The 21990-nt window shown below is 41.6% G+C and carries 21 protein-coding genes; 4 read left to right on the top strand and 17 right to left on the bottom strand.

Going from position 1 to position 21990, the window contains the following annotated elements; translation table 11 throughout:
- Positions 1–86 precede the first annotated feature (86 nt).
- The gene (locus tag LM917_RS17940) at positions 87–2060 is read left to right on the top strand and encodes a methyl-accepting chemotaxis protein (protein WP_232699057.1); all 1974 of its coding nucleotides are present in this window, start codon (positions 87–89) and stop codon (positions 2058–2060) included.
- Positions 2061–2159: 99 nt separating this feature from the next.
- Positions 2160–3017, top strand: a complete 858-nt coding sequence (locus LM917_RS17935; protein WP_232699056.1) for a transporter substrate-binding domain-containing protein — start codon at positions 2160–2162, stop codon at positions 3015–3017.
- Between the two features lie 175 nt (positions 3018–3192).
- Here LM917_RS17935 and LM917_RS17930 read toward each other — a convergent pair whose 3' ends face one another.
- From LM917_RS17930 to LM917_RS17900, 7 genes are all read right to left on the bottom strand, one after another.
- Positions 3193–3978, bottom strand: a complete 786-nt coding sequence (locus LM917_RS17930) for a type III pantothenate kinase (protein ID WP_232699054.1) — start codon at positions 3976–3978, stop codon at positions 3193–3195.
- 20 nt (positions 3979–3998) lie between these two features.
- Positions 3999–4847 carry a carboxylating nicotinate-nucleotide diphosphorylase gene (gene nadC / locus LM917_RS17925; RefSeq protein ID WP_232699053.1) on the bottom strand — a complete coding sequence of 283 codons (849 nt, stop codon included), beginning with the start codon at positions 4845–4847 and terminating at the stop codon, positions 3999–4001.
- Positions 4834–6456 (bottom strand): L-aspartate oxidase, encoded by a 1623-nt coding sequence (nadB, locus tag LM917_RS17920; RefSeq protein WP_232699052.1) that lies wholly within the window; start codon positions 6454–6456, stop codon positions 4834–4836. Before nadB ends, nadC begins: the two co-directional genes overlap by 14 nt.
- A 175-nt stretch (positions 6457–6631) precedes the next feature.
- A complete protein-coding gene (locus LM917_RS17915) occupies positions 6632–8260 on the bottom strand; it encodes a YybI family spore inner coat protein (protein ID WP_232699051.1) in 1629 nt (542 codons plus the stop codon).
- 321 nt (positions 8261–8581) lie between these two features.
- Positions 8582–8995, bottom strand: coding sequence for a Fur family transcriptional regulator (locus LM917_RS17910; RefSeq protein WP_232699050.1), 414 nt, complete (start codon positions 8993–8995; stop codon positions 8582–8584).
- 17 nt (positions 8996–9012) lie between these two features.
- Positions 9013–9852: a metal ABC transporter permease gene (locus tag LM917_RS17905; protein ID WP_232699049.1), complete on the bottom strand. Its 840-nt coding sequence runs from the start codon at positions 9850–9852 to the stop codon at positions 9013–9015.
- Between the two features lie 36 nt (positions 9853–9888).
- Positions 9889–10662, bottom strand: a complete 774-nt coding sequence (locus tag LM917_RS17900) for a metal ABC transporter ATP-binding protein (protein ID WP_232699048.1) — start codon at positions 10660–10662, stop codon at positions 9889–9891.
- Positions 10663–10773: 111 nt separating this feature from the next.
- On the opposite strand from LM917_RS17900, the gene LM917_RS17895 reads away from it, so the two are divergent.
- Positions 10774–11145: an ArsR/SmtB family transcription factor gene (locus tag LM917_RS17895; protein WP_232699047.1), complete on the top strand. Its 372-nt coding sequence runs from the start codon at positions 10774–10776 to the stop codon at positions 11143–11145.
- Between the two features lie 73 nt (positions 11146–11218).
- On the opposite strand, the gene LM917_RS17890 is transcribed toward LM917_RS17895, so the two are convergent.
- The gene (locus LM917_RS17890) at positions 11219–12190 is read right to left on the bottom strand and encodes a metal ABC transporter substrate-binding protein (RefSeq protein ID WP_232699046.1); all 972 of its coding nucleotides are present in this window, start codon (positions 12188–12190) and stop codon (positions 11219–11221) included.
- Positions 12191–12366: 176 nt separating this feature from the next.
- On the opposite strand from LM917_RS17890, the gene LM917_RS17885 reads away from it, so the two are divergent.
- Positions 12367–12888, top strand: coding sequence for a PCYCGC motif-containing (lipo)protein (locus LM917_RS17885; protein WP_232699044.1), 522 nt, complete (start codon positions 12367–12369; stop codon positions 12886–12888).
- Positions 12889–12963: 75 nt separating this feature from the next.
- Here the strand turns inward: LM917_RS17885 and nadA are convergent, their stop codons facing one another.
- The 9 genes from nadA to LM917_RS17840 all read right to left on the bottom strand — a co-directional run bounded on the left by nadA (position 12964) and on the right by LM917_RS17840 (position 21989).
- Positions 12964–13908 (bottom strand): quinolinate synthase NadA, encoded by a 945-nt coding sequence (gene nadA, locus LM917_RS17880; RefSeq protein ID WP_232699043.1) that lies wholly within the window; start codon positions 13906–13908, stop codon positions 12964–12966.
- A gap of 77 nt (positions 13909–13985) precedes the next feature.
- Positions 13986–14861: an HAD family hydrolase gene (locus LM917_RS17875; RefSeq protein ID WP_232699042.1), complete on the bottom strand. Its 876-nt coding sequence runs from the start codon at positions 14859–14861 to the stop codon at positions 13986–13988.
- An 88-nt stretch (positions 14862–14949) separates the two neighbouring features.
- A complete protein-coding gene (gene ftsH / locus LM917_RS17870) occupies positions 14950–17031 on the bottom strand; it encodes an ATP-dependent zinc metalloprotease FtsH (protein ID WP_232699041.1) in 2082 nt (693 codons plus the stop codon).
- Positions 17032–17112: 81 nt separating this feature from the next.
- Positions 17113–17652, bottom strand: a complete 540-nt coding sequence (gene hpt, locus LM917_RS17865; protein ID WP_232699040.1) for a hypoxanthine phosphoribosyltransferase — start codon at positions 17650–17652, stop codon at positions 17113–17115.
- Positions 17645–19096: a tRNA lysidine(34) synthetase TilS gene (tilS, locus tag LM917_RS17860; RefSeq protein ID WP_232699039.1), complete on the bottom strand. Its 1452-nt coding sequence runs from the start codon at positions 19094–19096 to the stop codon at positions 17645–17647. Before tilS ends, hpt begins: the two co-directional genes overlap by 8 nt.
- Entirely contained in the window at positions 19068–19523 is a 456-nt protein-coding gene (locus tag LM917_RS17855) for a threonine/serine exporter family protein (protein WP_232699038.1), read from the bottom strand. The genes tilS and LM917_RS17855 overlap by 29 nt, the downstream gene beginning before the upstream one ends.
- 15 nt (positions 19524–19538) lie before the next feature.
- Complete coding sequence (locus tag LM917_RS17850) at positions 19539–20291, bottom strand: threonine/serine exporter family protein (RefSeq protein ID WP_232699037.1); 753 nt, start codon at positions 20289–20291, stop codon at positions 19539–19541.
- Positions 20292–20305: 14 nt separating this feature from the next.
- A complete protein-coding gene (locus LM917_RS17845) occupies positions 20306–21193 on the bottom strand; it encodes a serine/threonine protein kinase (protein WP_309241961.1) in 888 nt (295 codons plus the stop codon).
- Positions 21194–21221: 28 nt separating this feature from the next.
- The gene (locus LM917_RS17840) at positions 21222–21989 is read right to left on the bottom strand and encodes a VWA domain-containing protein (RefSeq protein ID WP_232699032.1); all 768 of its coding nucleotides are present in this window, start codon (positions 21987–21989) and stop codon (positions 21222–21224) included.
- Position 21990: the final 1 nt, after the last annotated feature.

Genomic DNA, 21990 nt, shown 5'->3' with positions numbered 1-21990 from the left:
TCGGCTGGCAGGCTTTTTTCTTTATGTTCAAGTAAGAAAATATTTATGAAAAAAGTATCTTCAAAGTTGGAAGGAGTCAAAGAAAAATGGTAGGTAGTTTGAAACGAAAGCTGATCGTTGTCATGTCCATTATTCTCACAGTAAGTCTTATAGTAGTTTGGGGAGCCAGTTATCTGAGTGCCTCCAAGCTATTAGGTAATAGCCTTGATAGAGAATCAGAGCTATCCGCCATTAATTTATCCAGCGAGATCGATACTTTCTTTAAATCAAAGATCTCCATTGTCCAAGCCTATGGCCAAATGATGTCCCCTGATGATAACAGGGCACAAGACCTAGCACTGATCCAACGCGCTCAGAAAGAAAATCCTGAATTTGAAACATTCTTTTTCTCTCATGATTTGACCAACAAGAATGTTATCAACTTTAAAGGTGATGTTACCGACGTATCTGATCGGGTTCACTACCAGGAATCTGGTAAAGGTGAAGGGAAAATCATCGTATCCGAACCTATTGTATCTAAACGTACTGGTAATAACATTGTAACCATCATCTATCCGTTGATGAGAGACGGCAAGCAATACGGCCATATTGGTACAACTCTACCAATCAATGAGGTACAAAAAACCGTCTCCGAGAAAGTGTTCGGTACAAGCGGAAAGGCTTTCCTAGTTTCGAAAAAAGGGACATATATCTGGCATCCCCAAGAGGAGCTTATTTTGAAAGAATCAATTGCTGATTCTACTATCCCTTCTTTACAAACGGCTTTTAAAGACATTCTTTCTGATAAGCGTGGGATTGCCCAGTATGATGCAAACGGTGTAAGTACGTATACCTCATACGCACCAAGTTCCTTGGGCTGGGGAATATTCATTACAGCACCTTATGATGAGCTGTATGCACCAGTGGACCAGCTCTCTCTTCGACTCATTATGATTTCAGCTGTTGTTCTTTTCTTAAGTGGTGCATTTATTTACTTCTTTACTATTCGTCTGGTTAAACCGATTCATCGTCTAAACCAATCTGTGAATGTAGTAGCACAAGGAGACCTGACAGCAACCGTACATGTAAAGGGCAAGGATGAGATTGCCAGACTATCTAGTGACTTCAACCAGACGGTTTCTCATCTGAAGAATCTCGTACAGGGTGTATCCCTCTCCTCTGAGCAGGTATTGCGTTTTACGAATGAGGTATCTGCTGGGCTCGATACCGCTACCAACAGTGTTCACCGGATTAATGAATCGGTACAGCAGATTGCTAAAGGCTCTCATGCAGCTTCCAGCAGTTCACAGGAAGTATCTCTATCCATGACAGATATGGCGGTTGGTATTGTTAAAATTGCGGAAACCTCTTCTCGTGTATCTGAAGCGGCTCAGGAGGCAGCTCAGCATGCAGAACAAGGAACCAATGTAGTTGAAAAAGCTGTTACACAAATGGGTGAGATTGGCGATGCAACTTCCAAGGTATCTTCAGCTATCCAACGTTTAGAAGGTCGCTCTAAAGAAATCGGAATCATTTTGGATACGATCACTCAGCTTACCTCTCAGATCAATTTGCTTGCTCTTAATGCTTCCATTGAAGCAGCACGTGCGGGTGAACATGGTCGTGGCTTCGCAGTAGTAGCCGGTGAGGTGAAAAAGCTGGCGAACCAATCTGAAGAATCAGCAGGAAAAATCGCGGAGTTAATTGGAGAAATTCAGAACGACACAGCAAATGCAGTCAACATGATGAACAGCAGTCATAAAGACGTAGAAGATGGCGTGAAGTTGATTGAGGAAGTTCGTGATATCTTTGACAGTATTCTTTCTACTTCTCGTGATGTAGCTGCTCACATTCTTGATGTATCGGCAGCTTCAGAGCAAATGTCAGCAGGCTCTGAAGAAGTTAGTGCATCCGTTGAGGAAATGCACGCCATTTCTAAGTACTCTTCCGATGACGCAAGTGTTGTACTTGCTTCAACCGAAGAGCAGCTGCAAATTATGCAAGAAATCAACGATACGGTTGCCGAGCTTAATCATGTTGTAGAAGAACTGCAACACCAATTAGGTAAATTCACTCTATAGAATCCCGCTGCTTGTAAGGGGGGATGCCATGCAGAACTAGCAGCAAGAATTATACATCCTCACCACAATATTTTTAGATAACCAAAGGAGAGAGAAATCATGAAAAACTGGAAAAAATTATTACTAACTAGCTCAGTCGTAGCATCCTTACTTGTATCTGGTAGCATTGTAGGTGCTGCTCCTACGCAAAACTCATCGGCTCAAGCTACTAATGTAGCTGCAGCTGAACAACTAAAAAAAGATAAGAAATATGAATCTCGTCTGGATGAAATCATTGCACGTGGCTATATTCGTGTAGGTACTCCTGGTGACTACAAGCCATTTACATATCTGAACCCTAAAACGAAACAATACGAGGGTTATGATATTGATGTAATGAAAGAACTGGCTAAAGATTTGGGCGTTGAAGTTCGCTTTGTTGAAACCTCTTGGTCTAACCTGATGAATGATCTGCTTGCTGACAAGTTCGACATCGCTGCTGGTGGTGTTAGTCGCAATACTGATCGTCAAAAGAAAGCGTACATGACGGAAGGTTACATCGGATTTGGTAAATCCCCACTTATCCGTAAGGCAGATAAGGACAAATATAAATCTCTAGAAGATATCAACAAAAAAGAAGTTCGCATCGGTGTTAACCCTGGTGGAACAAACCAAATCTTCGTTAACACGTATCTAAAAAACGCAACAGTAACAGTTGTACCTAACAACCTGGATGTTCCTGGTCTAGTAGCAAACGGAACATACGATGTAATGATTACAGATAATATTGAAGCTATCACATATGCAAAAGCAGATGATCGTTTGTATGCAGCTTTGACTGATAATACGTTTACTAAGAGTGAAAAAGCTTATATGATTCAACGTGGTGATTTTATCTTCGCTAGCTACCTGGATGTATTCTTGGATGAAATGAGACTTCAAGGTAAATTTGATGAGCTTGCTAAAAAGTGGCTGTAAGATAGATTAAATTGTTTAGGCGTCCCTCGGGGCGCCTTTTACAATTCTGGTAAGAAGAGGCTCTTTTTTTTCGATCGAAATGAAAAAACCCTACAAGCATGTACATCGACACGCTGTAGGGCCCTCTTCTTCCCATAGTTATCATGCTCACCAGCTATATAAGTCGGTGAACAACTCATTTTTCACTCCTGCTCGCATCCATATTACGCTGATAGATCAATCGTAGTCCCTTCAAGGTTAAATCAGGATCAACTACATTGATACAATCCGTATTATCAGCAATCAAGGTAGCAAGACCACCTGTAGCGACTACAGTAGGATTACTATTCATTTCCTTTTTCATGCGATTAACGATTCCCTCTACTTGTCCAATAAAACCGTAGTAGATACCTGCCTGCATGGAAGCAACCGTGTTTCGTCCAATGGCGCTTGCTACTTTGTTAATTTCGATGCGTGGCAATTTGGAAGCACGGGTAAATAATGCTTCTGTCGCAATTGAAACCCCAGGTGCTATTGCTCCCCCTAGGTATTGCTTGCGTTCATCTACATAGCAAAAAGTTGAAGCAGTCCCAAAATCAACGATAATCAGTGGCGTGCCATATTCATGGATAGCAGCTACTGCATTAACGATTCTGTCTGATCCCACTTCTCTTGGATATTCTGCCTTGATATTAAGCCCCGTCTTGATGCCTGGACCAATAATGAGTGGAGTTTGTCCAAAATACTTCTTGCACATTCTTTCAATCGCTCTGTTTAATGGCGGTACGACAGATGATACAATGATCCCACTCACCTCGTTAAACGTTACTTGTGCATTTTGAAACAGACTACGAACCACCATACCATACTCATCTTCCGTCTTGCTACGATCGCTAGCAATTCGCCAGTGATGCACCAATTCTTCCTCTTTATACATTCCAAGTACAATATTCGTATTTCCTATATCTATTACCAGTAGCATGGTCCTTGCCCCTTTTGTTCTTATCTTTTTCGTTGATTAAGGTCCAGACTAATATCAAGAGCTTTGACAGAATGGGTCAAACCACCGACAGAAATGACATCTACACCTGTCATCGCAATTGCTTGTACCGTCTCCAGAGTTATTCCCCCGGATGCTTCTGTTATTGCTCTTCCATTAATAAGCGAAATCGCTTCAGACATCATTTCGCAGGACATGTTATCCAGCATGATGATATCAGCTCCTGCCTCTAGTGCCTGCTTCACTTCATTCAACGACTCTGCTTCCACTTCGATTTTCATGGTATGCGGGATGGCTTGTCGTGCCTTACTAACGGCATTCGTAATTCCACCTGCACCTTTAATATGGTTATCTTTAATCATGACAGCATCATATAACGCAAAACGGTGATTATGTCCGCCACCTACACGAACAGCATACTTCTCTAGTATACGCAGTCCAGGAGTGGTTTTACGAGTATCAACGATTCTTGCATTCGTGCCCTCAATTGCCTGTGCGAACTCATTGGTACGAGTAGCAATACCACTCATGCGTTGCATCAGATTAAGAGCTAGACGCTCGCCTGTTAGAATAGATTGTACGGAACCGCTCACCTCAACAATTACTTCGCCTTTTTGTACGCGACTGCCATCTTCCAATTTCTTGGTAAATACCAGCTTATCATCTACAGTATGAAATACAAGTTCTGCTATTTCGATCCCGGCAACTACGCCATTTTCCTTGGCATACAAAATACCTGTTCCTTGTTCTTCACTTGAGATTGTAGATGACGTCGTAATATCACCATGTCCAACATCTTCAAATAACCATTCTTCTATTTTTCTTTGCAGCTCTCTTTTATTCCACAACATGCTGGCTTGCCCTCTCTTTCATGAGACCCATGCTCATACTTTGAATTAAATGTACACACCAGTCTGTATCGTTCTTTTCTGGATAATCCAGACGATAATGTCCGCCCCTGCTTTCAGTTCTGGTCAAAGCTGCACGTGCCGTTAAGAGTGCAACCGTTAATAAATTCTTCATTTCAAAAGCTTCTTGGGTAGTGTAGTCCAACCCATATATCGCATGCATCTTTTCCAATTGATCAATCGTATCAGTTAGACTCTTTGCATCGCGCTTCACACCTACTTTTCGAAGCATTAACTTTTGAAGATGAAGCCGCTCTTTCATCACATTATATCCCTTTTGTGTAGAGAGATTTTCATGAAGATGATTCTGATTATTCTCCAGTTTTTCAAGTGTGGCAAGTCTAGCTGTGATGCGATGCCCAAATACAATCGCTTCAGATAAGGAATTACTGGCTAAGCGATTGGCTCCATGTACACCTGTGCATGATACCTCTCCGCAGGCAAACAGCCTTGGCAATGTGGTTTCACCATTCAGATCTGTTGTCACACCGCCCATCATGTAATGGCAAGCAGGTGCTACAGGAATCCAGTCTGTTACCATATCAAGACCATATGTTAAGCAAAATTCATAGATTGTCGGAAAGCGATGCTTAATCAATTGTTCCGACTCATGTGTAATATCTAAATAAACGTACGTAGAATTAGTTCTTTCCATTTCAGAAACAATCGCTCTGGCTACAATATCACGAGGAGCCAGCTCCATCAGTTCATGATAATTGCCCATAAATCGCTCACCATGAATGTTTCGTAAAATGGCACCTTCTCCCCGTACAGCTTCAGAAATCAAAAACCTTGGTGCATCTGGATAGCAGAGAGCAGTAGGATGGAACTGGATAAATTCCATATCTTTTACTTCCGCACCAGCTCGGTAAGCCATAGCGACTCCATCTGCTGTTGCGATTTCAGGATTGGTCGTATAACGGTATAGTTGTCCCGCTCCACCTGTTGCAAGTACGGTAGCCTGTGAACGAATCGCAATAATCTTTCCATCAGGTTTCATTACAAGCACACCAGAGCAATGGTTATTTTCTGTTAGTAAGTCAATCGCAAAATGCTCTTCAAATAAGGTAATTCGTGGTGAGGCTTTTACTTTTTCAGCTAGAGCACGCACGATTTCCGCACCGGTGGCATCACCTTGAGCATGCAGAATTCTACGTTCGCTATGCGCTCCTTCGCGTGTTAATTCGTATTCTCCATCTTCATCTTTATCAAAACGAGTTCCATATGTAATAAGCTCCTGTAGGCGATCAGGTCCTTCATGTACCAGTGCGTCAACTGCTTCATAAGAACAAATTCCGGCACCTGCCAATAAAGTATCGTGACGATGTAATGCAGGAGAATCAGATTCAGCGGTTACTGCAGCAATTCCGCCTTGGGCAAATCTTGTGTTACTCTCCATCAAACCCTTTTTACCAATCAGCACAACGTCAGCATTTTTACTGGCTTCCAATGCTGTGTACAATCCAGCAATCCCAAAGCCAATTACTACTACATCCGTCGATATATTGTGCAAATTCTCTGTATTGAAATTACATACGTATCTAGGGATCATCTGTCTACCTACTCTCTGTTCGCTTCAATATCCCCATCATTATAGCAAAACGTTTTCTAGCAATGAAGCACCTTTCTAGACAGTTTTGTAAACGTCTACACTCTTTTGGTAGAAATAACGTAAAAACGGCAGAAGAACATTCTCCTCTGCCGTCTATAGCTATTTGCTTCACGATCTATTTTTCTTTGCGTAATTCTAATGTTTCATTCACCAATTCTAACTTGTTATTTTTCACAGACCACACCGTTTTTGCAATCCCTAGTCTATCAGCATGAAACGACCCAGAGATACCTTGAATCGCTTCAAGTTCATAGATTCCATCTTTATCGATATCTACAGCAGTCAGCATGGACACAGGATCTGCCCAACCTTCTACTTTCTCAAGCAGCTTGCCGTCTCCTTTATACATGTTCATTTCGATGTAACCTGCTTTAGACTTACTGATATCCATTGTTTCTTTTAAGCCTGTTTTTTCATTGCTGATATTTACTTTGAAATTGTCTGCGAAATCTACATCATACTCGAATCCTCTTGAAAGCACTTCTTGGTCAGCTAACGCAGAGAGCTTATTATCAGTAAAAGTTAGAAGGCTGAATGTTTGCAAGCCACCGCTGCCACCATTCGGTATCTGTACCAGAATGTCTTTATTTTTATCTTTATTAAAGTGTCCGATGAACAATTTAGCATCATCGTATCCTTCATTTATTTCGCCTACTGTACCCAGAGTTAGTTTTTTTGTTTTTCCATCTTTAATACCTAGGGTAATTTCAGATACGTATAAGCTTTCTTTTCCTTCTGCTTTATGTCCTACCAGGAATATCTCATCACGAACACCATCGCCTGTTACATCTGCCAATTTTGAATCCAGGATGTAGTTATTCTCTTTTGTCTTTAGAGAAGCTTCTGTAAAAGCTTGTGTTGGTAAGTAATCAGGAGCAATGGAGTCATTGTCCCAATCAAAAGGAGTTACTTTTGTTTGTTCCAAAACTAACTTGCCATTCTCTACTTTCCATGTAGATTTGGCGAATGCCAGAGTATCTGCATGATAGCTACCCCAAATTTTTTGTAAGCCAACCAGCTTCACATTACCTTCTAAATCATAATCAACATTCAACTGACCCAATCCATTAAAAGCACCTGTTACTGGTTCTAATAATTTACCCTTAGCATCATACATACCCATCTCTAAGTAGTTCGCTTTATTTTCACTTATGTCTACAGTTGTTACTTCTTTCGTGCTTTTATTTGTAATAACTGCTTTGAATTGATCTGCAAAGGCTACATCAAACTCAATACCTTGGTTCAGAACATCCTGATCAATTAGAGCAGCACCTTTTCCACCGGCAAAGGTAATCAAGCTATATACGGATGTTCCGCCACTTCCACCAGTCGCCATTTGAACCAGCACATCTTCTGTGCCATTCTTATCAATATCAGCTGTTACCATTTTAGGACCATAACCACTGTCATCTTTACCTACGGAAACTTGGTTAAATTTCAGTGTTTTTCCATCCTGCATCACCAATGTGATGTTCTCCATATAAATATCTTCTTTTGCTTCTTTCGTACCAATTAGCGTAAGGCTGTCAGCAATATTATCGCCTGTCACATCTACAACAGCTGAATCCAAAACATAGCTGTTTGGTTTAACCTGCAAATCTTTTATAGAAAATAGGGTATCTTTTTCGAATTCTCGTAACAGTTTGGTAGTATCAACCGCATGAACCGGAAAGTTGACTGCCGAACCTGCTAAAAGACCCCCGCATAAAGCGATGCTAGTTAAGATTTTTACTGATGATTTCATATGTAAAACCTCCAAAGTGATAGTAAAATTTATCATTTGAGTGAATATTTTTCGTTTGAGTGAATATTTATCATCTCTGTTGATAAGTTTATCTTACCTCTCTGTTATTGGTAAGTGGTTACAAAAGTTTTACAACAAGTTACAAAAGGTTAACAGATAAAAACATTCTATATATTAGCTTTTCTTAAAAATAGTAGCTCCTTCTTCTTTGAATATTTGTCCATATTTTCCCCGTGAAAAACAATACTGCTTATCCATTCTACTACCACAAAAAAACAGAGCCAACTCTTTTTAAGAGAGGCTCTGTTTCATTATATTCATCTATTCATTACAAGCCTTACATGTACCATATACTTCGAATTTATGACCCGTTACCACGAAGTCTTCCGCTACATTAGGCATTACCGTCATGGGACAGTGAGGCACTGATATGGTCTTTCCACATGAGGTACAGATGATATGATGGTGATGACCAGTCGTAGAACAACTAAGTCGAAACTTACCTTCCCCATCAAATTCTGTTTCCTCTAATATCCCCAGATTTACGAAGGTAGAAATATTGCGATACACCGTATCAAAGCTGAGACTCGGATAATTGCCCCGCATCCGTTCCATGATATCGCGAGCTGATAGATATCTTCTCTCATCAGCACAAATCTTAAGCATTTCTTCACGCTTACCTGTATATTTGTATCCCTTGTCTTTCAACAATTGCAACGCTTGCTCCAGATTCATCTGCACTCTTCCTTTCCCTAGCGCAACATGGCTCGCAGGCGCTTCCCTCCCAAGACCAGAAGAAGAATAATTACTGCGACCAAAACTATCGTACCTCCGGATGCCCAATTGAGCATATAGGCCAGGTACAGTCCTGTTAAAACTGAGATTTCAGCAAATACAATCGCATAAATAATGGCTTGCTTAAAACTGCGTGCAATTTGTAAACTGGCAGCTACCGGAATGGTAATCAGAGCTGATATTAGTAAAACCCCAACAATTCTCATGGATGCCGCAATTGTAAGAGCAACCAGCACCATAAACCATAAATTGATGGTACGACGCGAGACACCAGAAACACGTGCAAACTCCTCGTCAAAGGAAACAGCAAACAATTCCTTATACATCAGAAACATCGTACCCAGCACAACAACTGCTACCCCTAAAAGGGCAAGTAAGTCTTCAAAGGTTACCGTTACAATACTTCCGAACAGGTAGGAATATAAATCCTGATTAAACCCATCTGCGATACTGACAAGTACCGTGAACAAACCTAGTCCAGTAGATAAAATAATTGGTATAGCTAAATCCTGATAGGCTCTATATACTTTACGTAACCGTTCAATGAAAAGCGACCCGATCACGGAAAACAACATTCCAAAAAACAGAGGATTTACCACACTAAAAAACGCAATCTTCTTGGAGATTAGCATTCCGAAGGCCACTCCCGACAGCGTTACGTGCGAAAGACCGTCTGCCATCATAGAAAGACGACGAACGATTAAAAACGTGCCCAGAATAGGTGCAATTAGCCCAATTATAATTCCTGAGAATAATGTATATCGTAAAAACTCATAGTTCCACCAATCGGCTAACATTCCTTGTTTTCCTTCTTTCTATTCCGCATCAACAGTTTAATGGTTGTGGGTTAGCAAGCGCACGCTATCTCCATACATCGAACGGAAAATCTCTTCCTGATTATGTTCATATTCCTCGGTTGTACCATGGAAATGCAATCGGCGCTGTAAGCATGCCACTTTATTTACCCACTCCATCATGACGCTCACATCATGACTTACAATTACCATAGTCATTCCCGTTTCATCCTTTAAAGATCGAAGCAGCTCATAAAATTGTTGGATCGACTCCTGATCCACCCCTACAGTAGGCTCGTCTAAAATAAGTAGCTCAGGCTCTGAGACTAATGCACGAGCAATAAATACGCGTTGAAGCTGTCCTCCAGATAGGTTGCTAATGCGCTCATTTATCTTTGCAGAAAGACCTACACGTTCAATAACGTCTGCCACTTGTTGGCGGTGTTCAGCAGTTAATCTACGGAACATCCCCACCTTACCAACTAAACCGGAGGATACTACCTCACGTACAGTTGCTGGGAATCCACTTGCTCCATGAGCAGCCTGCTGCGCTACATAACCAATTTTGTTCCATTCCTTAAATTTTTGCAGAGGCTGACCAAATAGATTGATTTCACCCTTCGATGGAACGTTTAACCCCAAAATCAATTTCATTAAAGTAGATTTTCCCGATCCATTTGGTCCGACGATACCCATAAAATCGCCTTTATTTAAGTGAAACGTAATATCTTCCAGTACCTTTTTACCATCTTCATATCGAAAAAAGACATGATCAAGGGAGATCACGCTACTTTGTTGAATGTCCTTTTGCATCTCATCAACTTCCTAACTATTGCATAATCGTAATAATTCCTATTTAATACTTCCATCCTACTATGAATCAGGGCTCTTCTCAAGTTATAATAGATAGAAGAGGTGATCGCTTTGTCTATCGGAGAACATACACAGAAGGACATTTGTGAAATTGAATGCGTTGAGGCTGAAAAAGTAAAAGATTTAAGGCCCCGGATCGAAGAAGCTAATGGTGTAGCACCATTGTTTAAAGCTCTGGCAGACGACACCCGATCCAAAATTATTTATGCGCTCTCGTTAACCGAAGAGCTATGTGTATGCGATGTAGCGGCCGTAATTGGTATTAGTGTAGCTACCGCTTCCCATCACTTGCGACTTCTTCGTAATCTGGGATTAGCTAAATATCGCAAAGTCGGAAAAATGGTCTATTATTCACTGGATGACGATCATGTTCGTATGCTTATTCATGCAGGCGTCGAACACGCAAACGAATCTAAATCGTAGCTCTTTCTTACTTAATCATGTAAACCCCGCCCATTAACAAGTGAGCGGGGTTTCCGCATGTGATCACTACTGCCTATTCATTCAAGGCGGTTTCTAATACCTTCAGATTGTCTCGCATGATGCTCAGATAATCTTTTCCATGTTTTTGCTCTTCTTCTAGCAAACCTTCCAACGGATTTAATACCGCTGTTTTCACCTTAGCCTCTCGTGCAATCACTTCAGCTACTTTTGGAGATGCAAGTGTTTCAAACATGATATAACTAACCTGTTTTTCTTTAACCATTTCCACCAGTTCTTTTAGTTCGGATGGAGACGGCTCATCTTCAGGAGAAACACCTGAAATAGAAATTTGTTGCAAATTATAACGATTTGCCAGGTAAGTAAATGCCTGATGCGAGACTACAAATTCTTTCTTCTTTGCCTGACTTGTCATCTCTTTAAAATCCTGATCCAGTTTATTCAAGTCATTTCGTAGTTCTGTATAATTCTCTTCATACTCCTGTTTATGGTCCGGATCAATTTTTATTAAGGCATCCTTCACCTTTTCTGCTTGCATGGCGAGCAGTGTAGGGTCCAACCACACATGTGGATCATTGCTACCGTGATCGTGTCCATCACCCTCATGGTGCTCCTCGCCTTCTACATGAGCGCCTGATGCGAGAAGTGGTAATCCTTCCGTCGCTTCTAAGATATTCATACCTTGTCTGCTGAAGTTGGTAGCAGCTTTTTCGACCCAAGCCTCAAAACCACCGCCGTTGTATACCAATAAATCACCTTTAGAGATACGTACCAACTCTTTTGCTGTTGGTTCAAAGTCATGTGCTTCCACACCTGGCGGAACTACATTGGTAACAGTAGCATGCTCGCCACCAATTCTCTCTGTAACATATTGCAAGGGATAAAGCGTTGTATATATGGCAAGCTTGCCATCATCTCCTAATTGGCCGCCCGTAAGATCTGAATTATTTTGACCACAGCCTGAAGCTAGTAATGCGATGCTGGCTAAACCAAGCATGACACCCCATCTTTTTATCTTGTTTAACACAGTAATCCTCCTCTGACCTACCCACACATATTTAATCGTAATCATTCCTATTTGCCTACCTCATTATACTTATATGCGAAAAAAAAGTAAACAAGAATCATTACGATTTAATATGTAAACTATTATTTGTAGAAAATCCTGTGATATAATCAAAAAAGTACAATGGGGGGGTATTTATGAAAATCAGTAAGGGTTTTTGGGTTATATCTGTTCTCACACTTGCACTTATAACAGGATGTTCTTCTACAAATCAATCATCTTCTAATCCTTCTGCATCTCCATCAGAATCAGCACAAGCACACACAACACATGCTCCCAATGGGGATTTGCAAGAGTTGACTGCCTCTATTTCAGCATTACCAACATTTCTTGATAAAGTAGATCCAACCATTAAAGATGTATATGCTATTGCTGGACAACATAATCAACTGCTCCAATCTATTCCGTGCTACTGCGGTTGTGGTGAATCAGCCGGACACATGCATAACGGTAACTGCTTTATTAAAGAAGTAAAAGAAGATGGCTCCGTTATCTGGGATGACCACGGAACACGTTGTCAGGCATGCCTAGAGATCGCCTTCATTTCAGGTAAAATGAGCACAGAAGGTAAAAGTGTAAAAGAAATCCGTGACTACATCGATCAACAATATGGGGAAGGCTACGCTAAACCTACACCAACCCCAATGCCTAAAGGCTAATAGAATATAAGAAGCAATAATGCCGGTATTTCCTCATAAGAAGAATACCGGCATTCATTTTTCTATTCGTTTACATTAATCTGGAGCAACTTCCAGCATGCGCTCTAATGAAGCACGAGCTCCATCAGCAACATGTTTAGGAACATGAATTTGAGGTTTCAGGTTCTCCAACGCTTCTACACATTTTTTCAGGTTGTTTACCTTCATATTCGGGCAAACCAGGTATTTGGAAGCAAAGTAAAACTTCTTATCTGGGCTATCCTTCTCCAACATGTAACGAGTCCCATCCTCTGTACCAATGATGAACTCCTTCTTGCTGGATTCGCGACAATACTTCAGGATACCAGTCGTAGAGCCTACATAATCAGCCAATTTAACCACTTCAGGACGACACTCCGGATGAACAACTACCTCTGCTTCTGGATAGGTTTCTTTCATTGTCATGATATCTTGAACGGATAACTGATCATGGGTATTGCAGTAGCCTTCCCAGATAATCATTTTCTTGTCAGTAAATTGAGAGACATAGTGACCTAGATTCTTATCAGGTACCCAGATAATTTCGTCGCCTTCAATGGACTCAATTACCTTTTTCGCATTGGAAGACGTACAGCAAATATAGGTTTCAGCCTTCACATCAGCAGATGTATTAATGTAGGCAACAACCTTGGCATTCGGATGCTGTTCCTTTAGTTTACGCAAGCCATCCACATTAACCATATCTGCCATCGGACAGCCAGCACGCTCATCAGGAATAACCACTGTTTTTTCTGGATTGAGAATTTTTGCACTTTCTCCCATAAAATGAACGCCACAGAACAAAATAACATCGGCATCTGTCTCTTTTGCCTTCTGAGCGAGCCCAAATGAATCACCTATAAAATCAGCTACTTCCTGGATTTCTGGACGCTGATAAAAATGGGCTAAAATAATGGCGTTCCGTTCCTTCTTCAGTTGCAACAATCTCTCTTTCAACTCTGCGTTACGCTGTTCCTTTTTCTGTAAAGCCAAGGCTTCCATGCCTCTACCCCCTGGTAACAATATCGACAGTGTCCGCGTTATTGTACTTCTCTTCTTACTAGATTGTCAATTCATTCCTAGCCCAAAAGGTGCTCGCGGATAAAGCATGCAACCCCATCTTCACAGTGGTGTTTAGCAATGTACTTAGTCAGCTTTTTCAAATCTGCATTCCCATTTTCCATTACGATTGGAATACCTACTTCAGAAAGGATCTCAAAGTCATTCATTTCGTCCCCAAACGCTGCTGTTTCTTCTCGTGGGACACTCCATTCTTTCATGAAGTATTGTAGGCCAACCCATTTATTCATGTTAACAGGCATGATTTCTACGTTGTGCGGACCAGAACTGGTTAGTGCCATCTTACCTTCCCAGTTGATTGCCTGTTCTCGTAACCATGCCAGCATAGTTGGATCACTATGCCAGAAAAACATTTTGCTGATTTCAAACTCACCCGATTTAATCTTAGTAACCAATTCATCTTTTTTGATGAATGTAGCCATCTCCGTAAATGAGAAGGTACGATTATTAAATTCCGTTGTGGAGACGCGCTCCAGGCTACCGGCATTCATGAGCATTTCTTTGATTTTTTCTTTGTCTTCTTCTACCATCCAACGGAAGCTGCTCTGGTCATGCGCTTCATAATAGATGTTGCTATGTCTCACTTTCTCAATGATATCGACAACGAGAGCGCCATCAAGAGATTTATATTGCATCAATTCTCCATCTGCATTAAAAATGGCAGAGCCATTACTGCAAACATATCCATCAAACTTAAAATTATCTACTGCTACACAGGCGGAACGATAAGGTCTTCCTGTGGACAGCACCAGTTTTACTCCTTGTGCTTGTAGGGCCAAGCATGCTTCTTTCGTTGCTTCAGCCATCTTGGACTCTCCATTTAACAATGTCCCATCCATATCGAATGCTACAATCTTACATGATAAGTTTTTCACGAAGCTACCTCCTTGGAGTTTACTCTATGACTACTATACTATGTTCAGGCCAAAAAAATAAGAGCGCCAAAGGCGCCCTTATGAATTATTAGATTTTATTATCGTCTTTTTTGTCAGGAAGATCCAGTGACTCATCAGTCGTTGGCTCTTTTGTCAATTTATCAACGATAACTTGGTCTGAAGCTTCATCAGCCTCAGTAGGCTCTGCAGGTTTTTCTTCTGCATCAGCAGTAGTCTCCTGTTGTTCAGCAGATTTCTCTTCTGTAGAAGGTTCTTCTTCTGCTTTTGCCATAATATTTACAGACACATCTTGTTCCGGCTCTTTATCCAGCTTGCCGTTTTCAATGACCTGCTTGATCTGCTCGGCATCCAGAGTCTCAACACGCAACAAGGTTTGTGCGATATTTTCCAATTGATCTCCATATTGAATCAACAGGTCTTTACAACGTTGGTATTGTTCATTAATTATCCGTTGCATTTCCTGATCAATTTCATAGGCAATCTGCTCGGAGTAGTTACGCTCATGTCCAAAATCGCGACCTAGGAAGACTTGACCCTGGCTTTGACCAAACTGCATTGGTCCCAAGTTACTCATACCGTATTCGGTAATCATGCTACGAGCAATTGCCGTAACACGTTGGAAGTCATTATGAGCACCTGTGGAGATATCTCCAAGCACCAATTCCTCTGCTACACGTCCACCTAATAGACCAACAATCTTGTCTAATAGATCGCCTTTGGTAGCGAAGAAGCGGTCTTCCTTCGGTAGCATAACGGTATAACCGCCTGCTTGACCGCGAGGAATAATAGTAACTTTGTGAACCATATCAGCACGCTTCAGGTGGTAACCCACGATAACGTGACCCGCTTCATGATAAGCAACCAGACGACGTTCATCTTCGCTAACCACACGGGATTTCTTAGCAGGTCCTGCAATGACTCGGTCAATCGCTTCGTCAATTTCTTGCATATTAATCTGCTTTTTATTTTTACGCGCTGTAAGCAATGCCGCTTCGTTCAACAGGTTTTCCAGATCTGCACCTGTAAATCCTGGAGTACGTCTAGCAATAATATCTAGGTCTAGATCGTCACCCAACGGTTTGTTGCGAGCATGAACCTTCAGTACTGCTTCACGACCTTTTACATCTGGACGGTCAACAGTTATTTGACGGTCAAAACGACCTGGACGCAACAAGGCTGGGTCAAGAATATCTGGTCTGTTTGTAGCCGCAATCATGATAATACCTTCGTTTGCGCCAAAACCATCCATCTCAACAAGCAATTGGTTCAACGTTTGTTCACGCTCGTCATGACCACCGCCAAGACCTGCACCACGTTGACGACCTACTGCATCAATCTCATCAATAAATATGATACACGGTGCATTTTTCTTTGCATTTTCAAACAAATCACGCACACGTGAAGCACCGACACCGACAAACATCTCTACGAAGTCAGAACCAGAAATACTAAAGAATGGTACACCTGCTTCACCGGCAACTGCACGGGCAAGCAACGTTTTACCTGTACCTGGAGGACCAACCAAAAGAACACCTTTTGGAATACGCGCTCCAACAGCAGCGAATTTGCGAGGGTCTTTGAGGAACTCAACCACCTCGACAAGCTCTGTTTTCTCTTCATCTGCACCAGCTACGTCCTCAAACGTAACTTTTTTCTTCTCATCGTTATACAGTTTGGCTTTGCTTTTACCGAAGTTCATCACTCGGCTGCCGCCACCCTGTGCGTTGTTCAACAAGAAGAAGAACAAGATAAACATGATCACGAAAGGAATAATAGAAGTCAAAAAGGTCAACCAGATATTATTACCTTCCGCTGGGTTGTACTTTACATTTGTTATCTTTTGAGCATCAATCTTCTCGTCTACCATTTTTATGAGATCTTCATTGTACAACGGTACATGGGTAAAGAATGCTTCTTGTAGATTGGCAGGCGTAGTAGGCGTAGTAATAAACTTACCTTCTACTCGATATGTACCACCTTCAACCCGGAAGGATGCCTCTTTAATGTTATCCTTCATCAAGTTCTCACGTAGAACCTGATACGAGGTTTCCGACATCTTCTCGGTTCCGGAGAGGACAAAATTTGCAATCCCTACCGTGACAAGGAAGACCAATAGATAGAACCCTGTATTCTTAAAAAAACGATTCATTGCTTACCTCCTCTCGCGAAAAAGACACTTCCATTATTTTAACACAAGCTAAAACCCATTCTCAACCTTGCTATCTATTACCTATTTTGAATAAACTTCTGGCTTCAAGATGCCGATGTACGGAAGATTTCTATAGGTTTCCGCATAATCAAGACCATACCCTACTACAAACTCATCTGGGATGTTATAACCGCTGTAGTCCGGGGAGATATTGACTTTGCGACGCTCTGGCTTATTCAACAGCGTTACTACTTTTACAGAGGCCGCATGGCGTTGCTTCAATAGCTCAACCAGGTGGCTCAAGGTAAGACCACTATCCATGATATCCTCAACAATCAGAACATGGCGATCTTGAACAGATGCATCCAAATCCTTCAGGATACGTACAACACCAGAAGATTGGGTACTATTACCGTAACTGGATACAGCCATAAAATCCATTTCACATTTAATATCCATCTCACGCAATAGATCTGCCATAAATACTACTGCGCCCTTCAAGATACAAATGACCAACGGGTTTTTATCACGATATTCCTCAGCTAAAATTGCACCCAATTCTTTTACCTTTTGGTTAATCTCTTCCTTGGATAGTAGAACCTCTTTTATGTCATTATTCATCTGTAACCTCCTGCAACTCATTTGCAAAATCAACCTGTATTAAATAATATCGGTTGGACTTGTTATTAATCCATGCATGTGCTGACCTTTTCACACCTGGAATCCACAATAATTGGTCATTGGAAAACAGTAAAGGAATTCGGTCTCGCTTGTTTTTCGGTACTTTATGATCAATCAAGATTTCTTTGACCTTTTTGGTATGAATGCCTGTATCAGTTGGGAAAGAAATTCGATCGCCTGGTAAGCGACTGCGAACCATTAATTCACCTGACAACACATCCGCATCAAATATTGCCAAAGTAGGTGTTCCTGTATACGATTCCGGCAAGTCCTCTTTAAATGAAATAGAGCGGATATGTATGAATAATTCTGCCTCTGGTATCCATGTTGTTCCCGGTACGTTCAATTTATATGAGAAAAAGGATTCATTATTGCTACTCACTTTTGTTCCTTTATAAAAACAAATCTGTTCGTACATTCTCTCTACCCGAATACCATCAGGCAAATCAAGAGAAGCGGATGGATTAGATTGTGAAATCATACGCAAAACGGCCTCCACGTGTTGCAGAGACCACTCTGTTTCAGTTGAGAGATAACTTAATAGTAGTGGAATCATTCTCCTTTGTAAAGCAAGGTCAAAAGTTTCAAAACACTTCTTTTTCAAGATAATTTCATTGTTCATTTTTCTAACTATTATCCGATTTAACGCTTCTTGACTCAAGGCTTGCAGATAGCGATCATCCGAATTAGCCAGCTCTGCTAATTGAAGAATATGCTCTTTTGCTCTCGTGTTCACTTGAGAAAGTACAGGGATAATATCCTGTCTAATCAAGTTACGTTTATATTTACGGGAATTATTACTACTATCATGCCTAGGTGAGAGCTGATGGATCTCACAATACTTCTCAAGCTCTTCTCTTGTAATAGCGAGAAGTGGGCGAACCAATTCTATCTTATCTGTTACTAACCAGCGTCGAACTGGCATACCACTAAACCCTTGTAAGCTGGTTCCACGCATCATACGAAACAATATGGTTTCCACCTGATCATCAGCATGATGTGCCACAGCAACCTTGGAAGCTCCAATTTGTAGTGCTGTATCAATAAAGAGCTGATATCGGACTTCTCGGCTAGCTACCTGTGCCCCAAGACCACTTTCCTTCATCAGAGCAGGCATATCCCGATAGTAGGAGTGACATATAACTCCTAGTGTATGACACATCTCTTGGACATATGCGGCATCTTCATCTGCTTCTTCGCCTCGAAAACCGTGGTTTAGATGTACAGCATGCAGCTTCCAATCATAGTGATATTGTTCATTTAATCTGGTCAGGATATGCAATAATCCAATTGAATCAACTCCACCAGAAACACCAACTACAATTGTCTCCCCAGGTAACAGGAGCTGCCTTTGTTCAATTTGCTTTTGCACCCTTACGTACATGACGAGCTACAATTCCTTTCCATAATGAGAAAATGGAGACTCCCAAGATGAGACCGGCAGCAATAGCACCCGCATACATCATGGTCATAACTCCGAGTGTGATTCCTCCTACATAGTCAGTATTAATGAAAGCAAGCATGGACTTGTAGGCAGTTGACCCAGGCACCAGCGGAATAATGCCTGCAATACTAAAATTGGTGGAAGGCACTTTCATTTTAATAGATAAAATCTGACTCGTTAACGAGATAAAAGTACCTGCTGCAAACGACGCTAATGTCAGTTCAGCACCATAAGCGGGCAACATTTTATAAATGATCCAGCCTGACATGCCGACAGCACCGGCATAAAAAATGGTATGCTTTGGAGCGTTGAACAACATCGCATAGACAAATGTAATGATATAACTAAGTAACATGCCCTTTAGCAAAATTAGTGTCCCCCTTTACAATGAGAGCACGATCGCTGCAGCAACCGCTACTGCCAATGCTGAAAGACCGGCCTCTACACCCCTGGCAACTCCTGCCATCAAATCTCCCGCCATCAAATCTCGTACGGAATTGGTTAAGGCTACACCAGGAAACAGCGGAATCATAGCACCTATAATCATTACTCCTAGTTGAAGATGCGCTGGAAATACCCAGGAGGCAATTAAGGTGAACATTCCACCAAGAAAGGAAGCAGCAAATTCAGCAAAAAACGTTATGGGCAAAAGACGATACAAATAATTGGAACTGGCAAAAACAATTGCACCGGCAATGGCACTAGGGATAAAATCCAAAAAAGTTCCGCCGATTAAAACAGCAAAAGAGCCGCTGCCTAAACCAGCCGCCACATTTAATAACCAATCCGGGTACTGAAATTTCTGAGAGGATATCTCAACCAGCTTGTCATGTGCCTCTGTAAGAGAAATTTTGTCTGCTACAAAATGACGTGATACCTCATTAACCATTGTCACTTTGTTCAGATTAATCGTTCTTTCACCCAAGCGGACCATCCGCGTTCGATCCACTTCCCCATGATCTTTAAAAGAGAAGATAATACTGGTAGGGGTGACAAAACTATGGACGCTTTTCATGCCAGCCGCGTAAGCCATTCGATTCATGGTCTCTTCAACGCGATACGTTTCCGCCCCGTTTTTGATCATTATTTCTCCGGCTAACAGGCAGGTTTCCATCACATAATTGTTGGACTCCATGTCAGTAGCATCCCTCACATCCATAGATAATACAACGATCCGGCCAGTAGTAGCATAGAAACAACAAACAGCCCACCTAGTAACTTACTACCCAACCCTTCTTTATTAGAAGCTACACTCGATCCTGCAACATTAACCGATTTTTGATGAAACGCATGTAGGATATCCGCTTTCATCTGGATCGCAGTTTGATACCTGCCTTCCAATGCTTTTTGTAACGGAATTCGGTAAGGGGCGACATGCTCGTTATCCGCTATTATAGCATAAAGCATTTGGACATGTCGCCTTACCGAAGGGAGTCTATTCCAGGTCTCTTTATCCGTACATAATCGCACCATCATGACTGCCAGGGAAAAAAGGTCGTATCCTGGATCAGCCCTGCGATCTCCTGCTTGCCATAGTGCCCGGTCATATTCTTCTGTAAATTGTCTGACAGCATGTCCCTGTTTGGATACACCTCCAAAATCAATGAGGCACACTTGTTTTCCTGATTTTACCACAATCATATTCTCTGGTTTAAGATCCCCGAATACATACCCGTGTTGATGAATGACATGCAGGTGAGACAGTAGCTGAATCAGTAACAACGGTAGCCACTCCTTGCCTACCTGCTTCAGGCTCCTGTCTAACCGTTCTCCTTCTACATATTCCATTGCATAATAGGCATGCGTCTTCCCCTCTATTACCACATCATCTACATCATAAATAGCTGGACCTATCTTTTCATTATGGGATTGTAGCTGGGTAAGCACATTTGCTTCCATCAATAAATCTATCGAATCTAAGCCGACTTTTAGTGCGACTTTTGTTCCCTTATGAAAAACGAGGTAAACGACACCGTTAGCTCCCCTACCTAACTCTTTTATGACCGAGTAGTCTTTGCCATGCCATTTCCCTTCCATGTATAGAGGAGCTTCTGGCATTTTTTGATTAGAAAACATGGTCCTGCATAAAGCCGCCATCTTCCTCATTTATACGGCTGTTTTTCTGATATTTGTTAGCCAGCTTTTCTGGCAATTCGATATGTCCAAATAAAGCAATCGCTTCAGTAATGGCAGGGCCTGTTGGGGTGATACCACTCATCGTTAAACTAGAGGAGAGTTGATATGCTTTTTCTACCTGATTGGTCCAAGGGATAAGAGTGTCCAAATGCTTTTCTTTCCCAGGAAATGAGCAAACAGCCATTTTGCTTTTTCCGCTTCGGGAACGTAGGCTAATGCTGAAATCAAAAATGGCCTGCTGAACGGCAGCAATCTTGTTTTTCATGGAGGCAGAGGTATCGACCAGCATAACAACTTCCAGACTACTTTGTTCTCCCAGTTCATCTACCATTCCCGCTACCTGCATTCTTTTTTCAGGACTAAGATTGTCCATCTCACTTTCACCGAGAATCTGTTTTAATTCTTTGTTGACCACATGCTGAATCGTGCGAGTCATTGCCTTTCTTGTTAACATTTGCACAGTTTGAGCCAACTGGGCTGGATAAACAATGTCGTGCATTCCTCCTCCTGCCTGTGCCATTTCCCGAATCTCCTGTTCGCCTTGCTCACCTAATTCATTTTTATCAATAACACCGATGACATTAACCGTAATTCCTTGTTCTCTCGCCAATGTTGCTGCCGCAATGGGACTAATCCCCGAATTAGAACAGCCGTCCGTAACAACCAGAATCTGCCGAAGTGTCGCAGGTTTTGCCATA

The organism is Brevibacillus daliensis (genome assembly GCF_021245735.1).
Taxonomy (GTDB): Bacteria; Bacillota; Bacilli; order Brevibacillales; family Brevibacillaceae; genus Brevibacillus_B; species Brevibacillus_B daliensis.
This window is presented reverse-complemented; position numbering and strand designations above follow the sequence as displayed.